Raw genomic sequence first — 13,597 nt, forward strand, 5'->3', positions numbered from 1 at the left:
CTATGCGCGAGCAAGCCGTCACCCCGAACGATCGTCCCGGTACACGTAATCTTGGAGCGCTGCGGCGGCTGCTTGGTTTCACCCGGCCTTATGGCTGGCAGCTCGCGGGCGCGCTCGTGGCCCTCTTCGTCGCGGCCGGGTCGGTGCTCGCGTTCGGTCAGGTGATTCGTACCCTGGTGGATTCGGGCCTGACCAGCGGCTCGGCGCAGGCCTTGGATCAGGCGTTGATGCTGTTTCTCACCGTGGTCTTGGCGACCGGCATCGCCGTGGGGGTGCGCAGCTATCTGCTCAATTGGATCGGCGAGCGGGTGGTCGCGGATATCCGCAAGAGCGTCTTCGATCGGGTGTTGTCGCTCGATGTCGGCTTCTTCGAGACGACCCGCGTCGGCGAGGTGATCTCGCGTCTGACCAGCGACACCGCATTGCTGCAGGTCGTGGTCGGCTCGACCCTGGCGATGGTGCTGCGCACCGGCCTCCTGATGATCGGCGGCATCGTCATGCTTGCGATCACCAGTCCGGCCCTGACCGGCTTGGTCCTGCTCGGCGTGCCTTTCGTGATCCTCCCGGCCTGGCTCTTGGGACATCGGGTGCGCCGTCTCTCGCGCGACAGCCAGGACCGGATCGCAGACGTCGGGGCCTATGTTGACGAGGTGATCCACGGGATTCGCACCGTGCAGGCCTGCTGTCACGAGCCGATCGACCGCGAGCGCTACGGCACGCAGGTGGAATCCGCCTTCGAGGTCGCGGCGCGGCGCTCCCAAACCAGCGCCTTGCTGGCGGCGGTGTCGACCCTCCTGACCTTCGGCGCCATCGGGGTCGTGCTCTGGGTCGGAGGTCGGCAGGTCCTGGCCGGCGCCATCAGCGGGGGCGAGCTCTCCGCCTTTCTCTTCTACGCCGTGGTCGTCGCCGGATCGGTCGGCTCCCTGAGCGAGCTGATGGGCCAGTTGCTGCGCGGTGCGGGTGCGAGCGAGCGCCTGATGGAGTTGTTGGAGTCCGAGCCGAGTATTCGCACACCGCCCGAGCCGAGGGCGTTGCCGGCTCCGGCGCGTGGGCGCGTCGAGTTCGATGCGGTGCGCTTTGTCTATCCGGCGCGCCCGGATACGGCCGCACTCGATCGCCTCGACCTGGTCATCGAGCCCGGCGAGCGGGTGGCGCTGGTCGGCCCCTCCGGCGCCGGAAAATCGACCCTCTTTCAACTGCTGTTGCGCTTCTACGATCCGGCCGCCGGTGCGGTGCGGTTCGACGGGGTGGATCTGCGCGATCTGGCGCCCGCCGAGCTGCGCCGGCACATGTCGCTGGTCCCGCAGGATCCGGTCATCTTCGGCGCGAACGCCTGGGAGAACATCCGTTACGGTCTCGCCGACGCGAGCGATGCGGATGTGCGCCGTGCCGCCGAGGCCGCCCACGCGGCCGAGTTTCTCGACCGTCTACCGCATGGCTTCGATACCTTTCTGGGCGAGCGCGGGGTCAGGCTCTCGGGCGGTGAGCGTCAGCGCATTGCCATCGCACGCACGGTGCTGCGCAATCCGGTCCTCCTGTTGCTCGACGAGGCGACCAGCGCCTTGGATGCCGAGAGCGAGCGGCTGGTGCAGGAGGCCTTGGAGCACCTGATGCAGGGTCGAACCAGTATCGTCATCGCCCATCGGCTGGCGACCGTGCGCACGGCCGACCGCATCCTGGTCCTGGACCAGGGTCGGATCGTCGCGAGCGGGCGCCATGAAGAGCTGATGGCCGAGGACGGGCTCTATGCGCGGCTGGCGTCGCTTCAGTTCCAGGATGCGGCTGCGACTGCGGTTCCGGCTCCGCCCGCCTTGCGGCTTGCGCTGCCGTGATGGAGAGGTCGCGCCCCGGCCGGGATGATGAACAACGCACTCGATCGCACCGGTTGTCGCGTACCTCATGAAATTCTCACGATCAAATGACCCGACCACGCACCCGTTGACTCGCTTTATTCCGGCAGGCAAAGCTGCCATGCGGGCATGAGGCGCGAAACCGCTTCCACTCTATCAAGTTTGTTTCGCAAGCTGTTCCAGCGAGTCAGATCAAACGAATCCCGATACAAGTACGCCATCCAGTCCGCGAGGAGGACTGCTGCATCGGTTTCTGCATCGCCCGTATCGCAGACAGCAAGCCCGGCGCTGTGCCGGTACCCGGTCACGATGGTTGCATCGTCATAGCCCAAGCGCTGGAGTGCAATCGCCGCTGTGCCTGCACGAAATGTCGTCTCCTCCGGCAGAGTCGATTCTGCCGATGAGGCGACAGGGTCGAGTGCCGCCGGTAATTCCGAGAAATGAAGGTCGGCAAACAAGGCTTGGACGTACGCAGCCAGCTCCGGCGTGTTCGCCACATGCCAAAAATTGAAGACCACTGTTTTGCGCGGCTGGGTCACCTCGGTCACCCCATGGTATGACTCCGCGTGAAGCGCAAAGCCAAAGGCTGTATTGTATTCAGGATCAACAGTGAAAACGGCTTTGCCCTCCGGCGATGCGAATAATTCCAGAACGCCGCCGTGATCAGGTTGCCATTCTTTATTCAGTTGCACGACCAGTCGCGCAATCTCATAACCCAAAAGTGGTCGGTCACTATGTATGCCAATGACTTGTCCCGGCAGCATTCGTTGAGCCGTGACAACAACACGATCAACGAGCGGCAGCCGGGTCATCGCTCGCATTCTCGCGACTATTTCGGCTTGAAACGATACCGGAATCTTCACGGATACGTCGCAAAGAGAGCACCGGTAAAACGCACCGTCCCGATGCTGCCAGTCATTGGTCTGCAGAAATAGGGCCTCCAGCACAGCACACTGGTCCTCGGAAAATGCGGAGCCCACGCAAAAAAAGGGGAATGGGATATGGTGGTGATTAGGTTGCAAGAGCAACGGCTGAGCTCCTACGCTGTGCAGCTCGGCTGCGGTCCCGCCGCCGACGTCGGCATCGGGCAAGACGCAACCGCTCCCGTCAAGACGCATTCTCCTCCTCGTCCGTTTCGACCGTCTTGGCCATCCGTTTGGCAAAGTAATAGATCCGCTTGAGCTTCTCGATGATGTCGATCTCGATCGTGTAGGCGGGGATCCGATTCGGTTCTTCCGCGACGAGACGTTGTGCTTGGTGGATGGCCGCGGAGTCGGCGATATGTTGGATCTCCTGTTTCATGGAGGTCACGGTGCGCGCGGCCAGCTCGTTGTTCTGTGCGACGGCTTGGACCGCGGCGGCGACCGAGCGTGTCACGACCCGGTGGAATCCCATGAGGACCTGGCGGGTCGGCACACTGATGGAGACGCCCGCATCGATGCGCTCGCGGCCGAGGACGATCAGGTTGGTTTCGACGACGTCGCCGATATTCTCCAGATCGTTCACCGCCGCCATCAGGCGCATCAGGGTCGCGGTCTGTTTCTCGGTGAGCGACAGACGGCTGATCTTGCCCAGATAGGTGATGATCTGGGCGTGCAGGGTGTCGACATCGTTGTCCATCAGCTCGATCTCGCGCAGCGTGCGGCGGTTGCCGCCGAGGATCGCCGGCATGATGCGCGACATCATCTTGTCGACGCACTCCCCCATGTGGAGGACCTCAAGGCGCACACGATCAAGCGCCAACGACGGCGTGGAGATCAACTCCTCGTCCAGATACTTTGCGCGCACCACGAGTGCCTCTGCGCCCTGGGGTTTGTCCGGAACCAGCCACTGCACGAGACGCGCGAACTGCGTGGTCAGGCCGATAAAGAGGAGTGTATTGGCGACATTGAACAAGGTATGCGCATTGGCGATCTGCCGGGGGACCTCGGCGGCGAGTCGCGCGGTACCCGTCAGGGCGGGATGGGTGGGCGAAATCAGCTGTGTGAAGGCCGAAAGTTGTCCGATGAAGCCGACCCAGATCAGCACGCCGCAGACGTTGAAGATGACGTGCACCAAGGCGGCTCGCAACGCATCGCGCGGTTTGCCGATGGCTGCCAGCAACGCGGTGACGCAGGTGCCGATATTGGCCCCGAGGGCGAGCGCGATCCCGGTGGGGAGATTGATGAGACCCTGGCTCGCCATGACGATTGCGATGCCGATGGTGGCGGCGGAGGATTGGATCAGGCCGGTGAAGACGGCGGCGACCAGGATGCCGATCGCCGGATTCTCGAGCCTCCGGACAAAGTCCAGGAAGGGCTCGTAGGTCCGCAACGGCACCATCGCGTCGCTCATGATGCTCATGCCGAAGAACACCAGACCCAAACCCATGAGGATGCCGCCGTATTGGCACATCGCCTCCTGCGTGGACGCAAACTGCATCAGGAAGCCGATACCGATCATCAGCAGGGCCGCCTCGGTGATCTGAAAGGCGATCAGCTGCGCGGTCATGGTGGAGCCGATGTTGGCGCCCATGATGACGCCGACAGATTGACTCAGGGTCATGAGTCCGGCGCTGATGAAGCCCACCACCAAGACCGTCGTCACGGAAGAGGAGTTGATGACGGCCGTCACGAACGCGCCGGTGAGGGCGCCCATGAAGCGGTTGGCGGTCAGCTTGGCCAGGATGTCCTTCATCCGCTCCCCGGCGACCGCCTTGAGCGCCTCGGCCATCTGATCCATGCCGTGGAGAAAGAGTGCAAGACCGCCGAAGAGACTCATCGCCATCGCCCACCAGTGGATCGCCGGCGTGATCGCCTCGGTGACCTCGGGGGTCATCGCGGCACCTCGTCGGGGGCGTCTTTCGGCTGAGTCGGGGTCGGCTCAACGGGGCTCGTGAGCCCGCGACTCAGGGCGCTTCCCGCACGTGCGCTGTGCACAAGCCGGTTGTAGACCTCCAGGAGGGGCTCGGCCGGATAGCACAGCGGCAGCAGCCGCTTGTGGGCGCGCGTGAGGGTGCCGACCCAGTGCGGATCGGCACTGAAAACCTGCCGATGTCGTTCGAGGTCTTCGGTGTCTCGCGCGCGATGCCCGGCCGAAGTCGCCGGGCGACCCCCGAGCACGCAGACGGCGCTCTCCGCGAGGCCGAGCCGCCGGAACATGCGGCTCAGCTCACGTCGCCCGTAGGCGCTGCTCGTGCCAGGCTCCGAGGGATGCCGTACCCGAGCAACGCGGTCGGTCAGCTCCGGATGCCGGTCGATATCCACGAGTGTCTGCCATCCCTCGGCCTCGATCGGCGGTGCGGCGTGGGCGGCGAGGTAGCGCGAGGTGACGGCCACCAAGGGCAGGCGGGCATAGAAACGCTGCATCGCATCCCGGTAGACCGCTCCCCGAGTCTGATGCAGTGCATCCTCCCAGAGGGATCCTTGCGGCAATCCGCCATAGCTGATTGCCTCGGAGAAGCTGTCGTGATGGCCCCGCAGATAGAAGACCCGTTCGGGAAACCGCAGCTTGAGGCGAAAGATCAGATCCATCATCAGGATGGAGCTGTCCATCTCGGCGGCCTGCTCGGGTCGATCCGGATGAACGGCGCTGCCTAGGATGATCAGGATGGCGCTGCCCTCTTCGAGTGCCTGAAGAAAGGCGTTCTGCGTCAGGATGACGAGCAGGTTGTCGATCCGGGCGCGCAGATCGCCGACGAAGATGGGGGTTGCGCGATCGGGCAGGATCAAGAGACCGCCGGGTTGGCCGAGACGATTGAGCGCACGATAGGGCTCCTGATCCATCAGCGCGATCACCTGCTCGATCAGGTCCAGGGCGGGCGCGCGCGCCAAGGGCTCGATCGGTCCGCCGAGCACCCGAGCCAGGCGCGCGAGCGCCAGGCGGCGCCAACGCATCATGCGCTCCATGAGATCGGTCGCGGCCAAGGGAGCGATACAGACGCCGGCCGCCCTGGACTTGTTCTTGATGGCCAGTCCGTCGGCCGAGAGCTTAAGACGCAGGTGCCGCGGCTCGACGGCACGCGGGTAACGCAGCAGCAGGCGTTGCGTCGGGTCGTCGCGTCCCACGTTCAGTGTCTCGCCCTCGCTCAGTCGGATGAATCCGCTGATATCGGAGAAATAGGTCATGGGATCGACCAGGAGATAGCTGCCGCGGTGCTCGAAGCGGCCTTCCGCATCGAGCACAGGCTCCGGATAGAGATGGAGCCGATAGCCGTGCTCGCCGCCGAGGAGGATCTGCAGGGGCAGCGCGGGAGGCGGGAGCCTCACCGTCGACTTGCCCAATCGGAGCGAGCCGCGAAGGTCGAGGTCGGCACAGGGATCGGCCTCGCGTATCAGACCGCGAAAATGTTTGAGGAAGCCTTTGCGCTTGGCGTGGCTCGGGTCCGACATGGGCTGTTTGAATGACCCTCCGGGTCTGAGGCGCGATGCAGGATCCGCTCGATGGCCCAAGCGTCGCATTCCTGCCGATGTGCATCAACCGCGCGGTGGCCGCGCAACGCTCGGCAGGTGTCGTGGACGGGTCCCTCGCGCTGCAAGTCTTGAACAAACCTTCGCAGAATTTTTCGTTGTCGTTGTCGTTGTCGTTGTCGTTGTCGTTGTCGTGTTCGTACGGAATCCGATTACGACAACGACAACGACAACGACCATGAGCAGAGCTTTCCACGGCGTTTCTTGGTTCCGGCTCTGCCGGGTTAGGGTAAGCTGGCGTCCGATCGGTTGAGACACGGGGGATCGACCGGCCATGTCGGGCCCGGGAGGCAGGGTGAGCAGACTCGCGAGCAGATTGCGTATCGGTGAGAAGGTCGGGCTGGGATTCGGTCTGGTGATCCTGATCTTTCTCGGGGTCATTCTTCACGATCAGCTCGCGTTGGCACGCCTGAGTGCGGACTACGAGCGTCTGCACGGCGTCTACGGCGCACGTCAGTCTTATGCCTTCGGCATCGAGCGGCGGCTCGGCGCCATCCGCGCGGCTCAGTCCGAGTTTCTCGCGACCCGAGATCTCGATGCGGTTGCCGAGGTGGGGCGCGAAGCGGGTGCCTTGGAGGTCGAGGCCGCCGGGCTCGCGCGTCTTGACGAGACCTCGCAGCGCGCCGCGACCGAGATTCGAACGCTGGTCGCCGATTATCTGTCGAGCTTCGAGGAGGTCGTCGAGGCATGGCGGATCAACGGGCTCGACGAGAACAGCGGACTGCAGGGCGCGTTTCGCCGGACCGCGCATGAGCTCGAGGCGTTGGCCGGATCGGGCGAGCAGGCGACGGGGCTCGAGATTGCGATTCTCCAGCTGCGGCGACGCGAGAAGGATTATCTGCTGCGCGGCGACGAGACCTATGTCGCGATGGTGGACGAGATCCTGACCGAGACCGCCGAGCGCGTTGCACAGGCTCCGATCGCCGAGCGCGAGCGAGAGGCGTTGACCGACCGACTCGCCGCTTACGGGCGTGATTTTCATTCGCTGGTCGAGCAGGACCGCCGGATCGAAGGGCTCGCGGACGCCATGGAAGTCGCAGCCGGGCGTATCACGCCGCTGGTCGAAGCGAACCTTGTCGAAGCCAGTCGGCTGATGGCGACGATGACCGATGAGATCGCGCGGAACGCGGCCGCGCGGGCGCGGATCAACCTCTTGATCGCGCTCGGGGCGACCCTGCTCGGGGCGGTCTTCGCCGTCATGATCACCGCGAGGATCGTCCGCCCGGTGCGCAAGATCGCGGGGCTGCTCGATCGCATGACGACCGAGACGCCCCGCGAGCGCATCCCGACGGTGCCCGGTGCGCGCGACGAGATCGACGCCATGGCGGCCTCGCTCAACGTGCTGGCCGATCATAAGTCGACCTTTGTCGGCTGGTGGCGCAGCGCGATGCGCGAGGCGGTCGCCCTGCGCGATCTTCATGCCGCGAGCGAGGCAAGCGAGTGTGCGCGCGCGGCAACCGAGCTGCGTTCGGCCGTCGACGCCCGACTGGCGTGCATCCTGGCGGTTCGCGACGGCATCGAGCACAACATCGACTCAGTCCGAGACCTGGTCGAGCACCTCCCGCAATCCGCGACAACCCTTTCCGCGGGGGATGTGAGACGGCTCAAGGAGGCCGCGGTGGGCTTATCGGCCCTGTCGAAGATTCTTCAAGCGGAGTCGCTCCATCGCTCGCCCCCGCAAGCCTGCCCCGCATCCGAAGAGGCACATTGAGGCTCGGCCGCTGCATCGATCGAGTGCGGCAGGGCGCACTCGGCGTCTGTGCTTAGGGGAGCGCTTCGATGGCCCGGATCTTCTCGTCGTAACGCGCTCGAAGCTCTGCGGGGAGCTCCGAGTCCTTCACCCCGGCGCACCCGCCGTGCTCGGCGAGCATGGCGAGGAAGTCGCGCTGGAGGCGTTCCTGGACCTTGCGATAATTGCGCTCCGGGAAGACGTCGTCCTGGACCCGTAGCACGGTCATGCGCATGCGGCTGGCGAGCAGCTTGTTGAGGTTCTCGGTGCGACGGTTGGAGCCGTCGCTGCGGCAGCGGGCGTGATAGAGATCCACTGCGTAGGCGGCCTCGACCGCTTCGATCAAAAGCTGTTCGGTCGCCTCGTCCAGAGACAAGGCAGCGACGCTTTGGATGCCGAGGCCCGCCATGAGGAGCACTGCAAGGATCCAACGGCGAAGCGGGGGTCTCCGGTTGTTGAGTCGACCCGATCCGTCGTCCGATCGGTCGTAGCGGTTCCGGCTTCGCCGTCTTGTCTGAATCTGCACGGCGCGTCTTAGCTCCTTCCGTAGACCGGCACTGCGGCGCCGGTCACGCAGCGTGCTGCATCCGAGGCCAAAAAGAGGATGACCTCGGCGAGTGCATCCGGAGGGACCCAGGTGTCGTGATCCGCATCCGGCATGGCCGCGCGGTTCTGAGGGGTGTCGAGGGTTCCGGGCAGAACACAGTTGACGGTGATCCCGCGATGTTTCAGCTCATCCGCGAGACTCTCGGTCAGGGTAATGACGGCGGCCTTGGATGCGCAGTAGGGACCCATGTGCCCGGCGCCCCGAACGGCCGCCCGGGCGGAGACGTTGACGATGCGCCCGCCGCTCCATTCAGGGATCTCGGGTATTGCCGCCCGACAGCAGTTGAAGACGGTGCGCAGGTTCAGATCCATCAAGGAATCCCACTGTGCATCTGTGGTCTCGTGGATGGCCGGCCCCATCGCAAAGCCGCCGGCGATATTCGCCAGGACATGAATGGCGCCGAAGCGGTCCATCACGCCGGCGATCATGGTCGACACCGCGGCCGGGTCGAGTAGGTCGGTCGCGAAGATGGCCGACTCGCATCCCTTGGGCAAGGCGTTCTGCGCCGACTGTAAGGCATCGGGGTCCAGGTCGATCAGGGCCAGTCGGGCGCCTCGGCGGGCGAAGGCCACTGCCGTGGCACGGCCCAGATTTCCCGCGGCGCCGGTGACGACAACGGTTTTCCCGGTGAATTCCTGCACGCTCGTGACTCCTGATTGCTGTGCCGGCGGTTCAATGCGCCCGTCGGCTTTGCGCTCCCGACTCAATCCTGCAGACAGCAAGTTGGGGTCCCGGGCCGGATGCCCAACCCGGGTGCGCTTCGTCGGTCGCGGATCCGCTTGGCTTCTTCATGCGGGCCGGGCGGGTTGCCTGTATCATTTAGGGCGTGACCAGTTTACCCGAACCAGCATATCAGAGCGTTCGTGGCGCCGTCCTTGGCGCGGGCGTCCCATCGGTTCTCATGCGCGGTGGGTGGTGCCCTTGATCGAGCTGCTGTTTCTGCTCCTGCCCGTCGCTGCGGCGTCCGGTTGGTGGGTCGCGCGTCGCGGCGCGCCGGCTCGACGCAACCGCAGGCATCCGCCTCACCCTGCATTTCTGCGGGGTCTGAATTACCTTGTCGAGGAGCAGCCGGACAAGGCCATCGACATGTTTCTGGAGCTCGTCGAGGTCGACGGCGAGACCGTCGAAACCCATCTCGCGCTCGGCAGTCTGTTTCGACGTCGCGGCGAGGTCGACCGCGCGATCCGCATCCACCAGAACCTGATCGCCCGTAAGAATCTGGCCGCCGAGCAGCGCGGCGATGCCCTGTTCGAGCTCGGCCAGGACTACATGCGCGCAGGCTTGTTGGATCGCGCCGAGTGCCTGTTTCAGGAATTGGTCGGTCTCGGGTTGCACCGCCAGCGCGCGCTCCAGAGTCTGCGCGAGCTCTACGAGCAAGAGCGCGACTGGGCACGCTGCCTGGAGGTCGCCGAGCTGCTCGACCCGGCGAGCGATCCGTCCATCAAGGTCGCGATCGGCCAGTACCATTGCGAGCTGGCCGAGGATGCTCGGCGCTGCGGCGATGCGGCGCGAGCGACGGCCCAACTGAGCCTGGCTCGGGAGGCCGATCCCGAGTGTGTCCGTGCCACCATGCTCGAGGGGCGTGCCGCGCTGGAAGACGGCGATCCGCAGCGTGCGCTTGCGCTCTTCATGCACATGGCCGAGCAGCGCGCATCTTATGTTCCGGAGATCCTGCCCGAGCTGATCGACGCCTTGCGGCAGCTCGGACGCGACGATGTGCCCGCGGTTCTGGAGGACTTGGCACAGCGGCATTCGAGTCCGGCACTGACGCTCGGTCTCGGCGATGTCCTCGCCCAGAGCCGCGGCAAGGAGGCGGCGATGGATCTACTGACGCGCTACCTGTCTCGGCATGCGGATCTGGCCGCACTCGAGCGTCTCCTCGAGCTTCAGGTCGAGCTTCAGGTCGAGGGACCGTCTCAGGGTCAGGGTTTGACCGGCGAGCGTATGCGTGTCGCCTTGGACGTGACGCGGCATTTGCTCGCGCGGCAGGCGGTTTATCGCTGCGAGCACTGCGGGTTCGAGGCGCGCTCGCTGCACTGGCAGTGTCCCAGTTGCCGGTCTTGGGGGAGCGTCGTTCCCGTTCAGCCGGAGCCGATCATAGGCGAGGAGGTGCTGCATGAGCGACGTCTCGCCTGACCCTGAGATGGGTTCGCACAGGATTTCTCTGCCCCTGCTCGCCATCTCGGCGCGGCGGGGATCGGCCGAGGGTCGTCGGACAGTGCGCGGCCGTGCGGTCCGGGATACCGGGCGCGTAACCCTTAATCAAGCATACGAGGACCGGACGTGACGCCATCCAAACGCATTATCGTGGCGCTCGACTTCGCGACCGAGGCCGAGGCCCTTGCCTTGGTCGAGCGTCTCGATCCGACAGGCTGCCGGGTCAAGGTCGGCAAAGAGCTGTTTACGCGATGCGGGCCGGTGTTCGTCGAGAAGTTGCAGTCTTGCGGATTCGAGGTCTTTCTCGATCTGAAGTTTCACGACATTCCCAACACGGTGGCCGGTGCCTGCGCCGCTGCGGCGGATCTCGGGGTCTGGATGGTGAACCTGCATATCTCGGGCGGGGCGCGGATGATCGAGGCCGCGCGCGCACGGCTCGATCGCATGTCCAGCCGGCCGTTGCTGATCGGCGTGACGCTGCTCACCAGTCTGAATCGGGAGGATCTGAGCGCCGTCGGCTGTCCCGGCGAGCCTGGCGAGCGCGTGCTTGCCCTCGCAGCGCTCGGGCATGCCGCGGGTCTCGACGGGGTCGTCTGCTCGCCCTTGGAGGCGGCGGCAGTCCGCGCGGCGCAGGGCCCGGATTTTCGGCTGGTCACGCCGGGCGTCAGGCCCGCCGGTGCGTCGCTCGGTGATCAGGTGCGTGTCATGACCCCTCGCGATGCGCTTGCCGCCGGTGCGGACGACTTGGTGATCGGGCGCCCGATCACGGAGGCCGATGATCCGCTTGCCGCGCTTCGGGCGATCGAGGATTCGCTCATGACCTAAGTCCGGCGGAACCGCAGCCTGTCTCAACCGAGCATCTCGCCGAATCGGCCGAGGTGCCCGTTTAATTTGATCGATCTTTCAGGAGTCAAGTCGATGGCGAAGATTCGAAAGGCAGTGTTCCCCGTTGCAGGACTCGGGACGCGATTCCTGCCCGCGACCAAGGCGAGCCCCAAGGAGATGATGTCGGTCGTCGACAAGCCCTTGATCCAGTATGCGGCCGAGGAGGCCGAGACCGCCGGAGTCACCCAGCTGGTCTTCATCACGGGCCGCAACAAGCGCTCGATCGAAGACCACTTCGACAAGGCCTACGAGCTCGAATCGGAGCTCAAGAGTGCCGGCAAGCAAGAACTCCTGAACATTGTTCAGAACGTGATGCCGCCGAGCGTGACCTGTATCTATGTGCGCCAAGCCGAGGCGCTCGGTCTCGGGCACGCCGTGCTCTGCGCCAAGTCGGTCGTGGGCGACGAGCCTTTCGCCGTGCTGCTGGCCGACGACTTGATCCGCACTCAAGGAAAGGGCGTGGTCGAGCAGATGTCCGACGTGTACGAGCGCTACGGCTGTAGCGTGCTCAGCGTTCAGGAGGTCCCGCGCGAGGAGACCAACAAGTACGGCATCGTGAAGGTCGAGCCCGGTCCGGACGGGGAGCTGCGCGTGGTCTCGATCGTCGAGAAGCCGGCACCGGCGGATGCGCCGTCGAATCTCGCGGTCGTCGGACGTTATCTACTCACACCCAAGATCTTCGAGAAGCTCGAGCAGACCCGGGAAGGTGCGGGCGGGGAGATTCAGTTGACCGATGCCATCGCCGCGCTCCTGGAGGACGAGCCGGTGATTGCCTATCCCTTCCAGGGCAAGCGCTACGATTGCGGAAGCAAGCTCGGCTTTCTTCAGGCCAACGTCGAGTTCGGCTTGGCGCACCCGGAGGTCGGCGAGCGCTTCTCGGCCTATTTGCGCGCCTTCGGGCAACAATAGCGGCCGACGGGGCGGCAGCCGGGTGTCGTCTCCGAGTAGGCGGGGTCATGCCCGGAGCCAGCGTGCTCCGGTCTGCCCCGTCCTGTTTAAACCGCGTCCAGAGCGAGATGCTTATTTTCGAGTAACCTCGACGTTTGGTACATCTACAACCCTTGGCGGGGACGCGGTTTAAAATGATTTATTTTTTAATATCTTAAACCGCGCCGACTCCGGCGGTCGTCAAGTCGGCCGGGGCCGATCCCATCCAAAAACATCGCATACCGCGCTGGGCGCGGTTTAGTCCCTTACCCCGCGAATCTTGAACACACTTTCGAAGAAATTTCATTGTCGTTGTCGTAATCGAGTCTTCGCGCGACAACGAGCAAAATCCTAGACCGCGTTCGCGGTTCCGGCTCTGCCGGGTTAGGCTTCCGCCCGTTTAAGGTTGTACACCGTCAGTGCGCTCAGACCTGGCGCAGACGCGGGGTCAGCGCGACCGTCTCCCGAGCATTGCCGATCCAAACCTCGCCGCCGTCGATGGTGCACTGCAGATCCATCGAGCGCTCGACAAGACCGGTCAGGGTCTGGACCTCGCTGCTGCTCAGATCCACAACCCGAAGGTTGCGCAGGCGCTCGAGTGCCTCGCCGTTCTGTGGCCACCAAAGCTCCGCCGCGCGCCCGGAGTAGGTGATCACCACCACCTCGCGCGCGCGACCGCTCGCCTTGCGCAGGCGCCGCTCGTCGGGTTGTCCGACCTCGATCCAGCGCTCGATTTCGCCGCTCAGGCTGCGTTGCCAAAGGTCGGGCTCGTCGTCCGCGCTCAATCCCTTGGTGAAGGCGAGCTGCGGGTCGGCAAAGAGGCAGAAGGCGAGGAGCCTGACGATCATCCGCTCATCGGTCTCGGACGGGTGTCGGGCCAGGGTCAGGGTGTGGCTCTCGTAGTAGTGACGGTCCATGTCGCTGATCTGGACTTGCGCTTTGAAGACGGTCGCTTTCAGGGCCATCAGGGGGGGCTCGGGGTCGAGGGGCGCGC

At 64.8% G+C, this 13,597-nt stretch carries 11 protein-coding genes; 5 read left to right on the plus strand and 6 right to left on the minus strand.

All coding sequences use genetic code 11. The features are described from left to right. Positions 1 to 2 precede the first annotated feature (2 nt). The gene (locus BLV04_RS12680) at positions 3 to 1,832 is read left to right on the plus strand and encodes an ABC transporter transmembrane domain-containing protein (RefSeq protein ID WP_093032489.1); all 1,830 of its coding nucleotides are present in this window, start codon (positions 3 to 5) and stop codon (positions 1,830 to 1,832) included. A 116-nt stretch (positions 1,833 to 1,948) separates the two neighbouring features. On the opposite strand, the gene BLV04_RS12685 is transcribed toward BLV04_RS12680, so the two are convergent. Genes BLV04_RS12685 through BLV04_RS12695 form a run of 3 tightly spaced genes read right to left on the minus strand, consistent with a single transcriptional unit; the run spans position 1,949 to position 6,220 of the window. After that, positions 1,949 to 2,941: a 2OG-Fe(II) oxygenase gene (locus BLV04_RS12685; RefSeq protein WP_245731868.1), complete on the minus strand. Its 993-nt coding sequence runs from the start codon at positions 2,939 to 2,941 to the stop codon at positions 1,949 to 1,951. 16 nt (positions 2,942 to 2,957) lie between these two features. Next, a complete protein-coding gene (locus BLV04_RS12690) occupies positions 2,958 to 4,667 on the minus strand; it encodes a Na/Pi cotransporter family protein (RefSeq protein WP_093032497.1) in 1,710 nt (569 codons plus the stop codon). Continuing rightward, entirely contained in the window at positions 4,664 to 6,220 is a 1,557-nt protein-coding gene (locus BLV04_RS12695; protein WP_093032499.1) for a metallophosphoesterase family protein, read from the minus strand. The genes BLV04_RS12690 and BLV04_RS12695 overlap by 4 nt, the downstream gene beginning before the upstream one ends. 373 nt (positions 6,221 to 6,593) lie before the next feature. On the opposite strand from BLV04_RS12695, the gene BLV04_RS12700 reads away from it, so the two are divergent. Beyond that, a complete protein-coding gene (locus BLV04_RS12700) occupies positions 6,594 to 8,009 on the plus strand; it encodes a methyl-accepting chemotaxis protein (protein WP_175534616.1) in 1,416 nt (471 codons plus the stop codon). 52 nt (positions 8,010 to 8,061) lie between these two features. Here BLV04_RS12700 and BLV04_RS12705 read toward each other — a convergent pair whose 3' ends face one another. Then, on the minus strand, positions 8,062 to 8,436 hold the full coding sequence (locus BLV04_RS12705) for a hypothetical protein (protein ID WP_093032745.1): 375 nt from the start codon (positions 8,434 to 8,436) through the stop codon (positions 8,062 to 8,064). Between the two features lie 125 nt (positions 8,437 to 8,561). Continuing rightward, positions 8,562 to 9,275: an SDR family oxidoreductase gene (locus tag BLV04_RS12710; protein ID WP_093032503.1), complete on the minus strand. Its 714-nt coding sequence runs from the start codon at positions 9,273 to 9,275 to the stop codon at positions 8,562 to 8,564. A gap of 280 nt (positions 9,276 to 9,555) precedes the next feature. Between BLV04_RS12710 and lapB the strand changes: the two genes are divergently transcribed. From lapB to galU, 3 genes are all read left to right on the plus strand, one after another. Further along, positions 9,556 to 10,770 carry a lipopolysaccharide assembly protein LapB gene (gene lapB, locus BLV04_RS12715; protein ID WP_093032748.1) on the plus strand — a complete coding sequence of 405 codons (1,215 nt, stop codon included), beginning with the start codon at positions 9,556 to 9,558 and terminating at the stop codon, positions 10,768 to 10,770. Between the two features lie 147 nt (positions 10,771 to 10,917). After that, on the plus strand, positions 10,918 to 11,616 hold the full coding sequence (gene pyrF, locus BLV04_RS12720; protein ID WP_093032504.1) for an orotidine-5'-phosphate decarboxylase: 699 nt from the start codon (positions 10,918 to 10,920) through the stop codon (positions 11,614 to 11,616). A gap of 93 nt (positions 11,617 to 11,709) precedes the next feature. Continuing rightward, complete coding sequence (galU, locus tag BLV04_RS12725) at positions 11,710 to 12,585, plus strand: UTP--glucose-1-phosphate uridylyltransferase GalU (protein WP_093032505.1); 876 nt, start codon at positions 11,710 to 11,712, stop codon at positions 12,583 to 12,585. A gap of 443 nt (positions 12,586 to 13,028) precedes the next feature. On the opposite strand, the gene BLV04_RS12730 is transcribed toward galU, so the two are convergent. Continuing rightward, entirely contained in the window at positions 13,029 to 13,568 is a 540-nt protein-coding gene (locus BLV04_RS12730) for a YaeQ family protein (protein ID WP_093032751.1), read from the minus strand. Between the last annotated feature and the right edge of the window lie 29 nt (positions 13,569 to 13,597).

It is taken from the genome of Thiocapsa roseopersicina (assembly GCF_900106925.1).
Lineage (GTDB): Bacteria > Pseudomonadota > Gammaproteobacteria > Chromatiales > Chromatiaceae > Thiocapsa > Thiocapsa roseopersicina.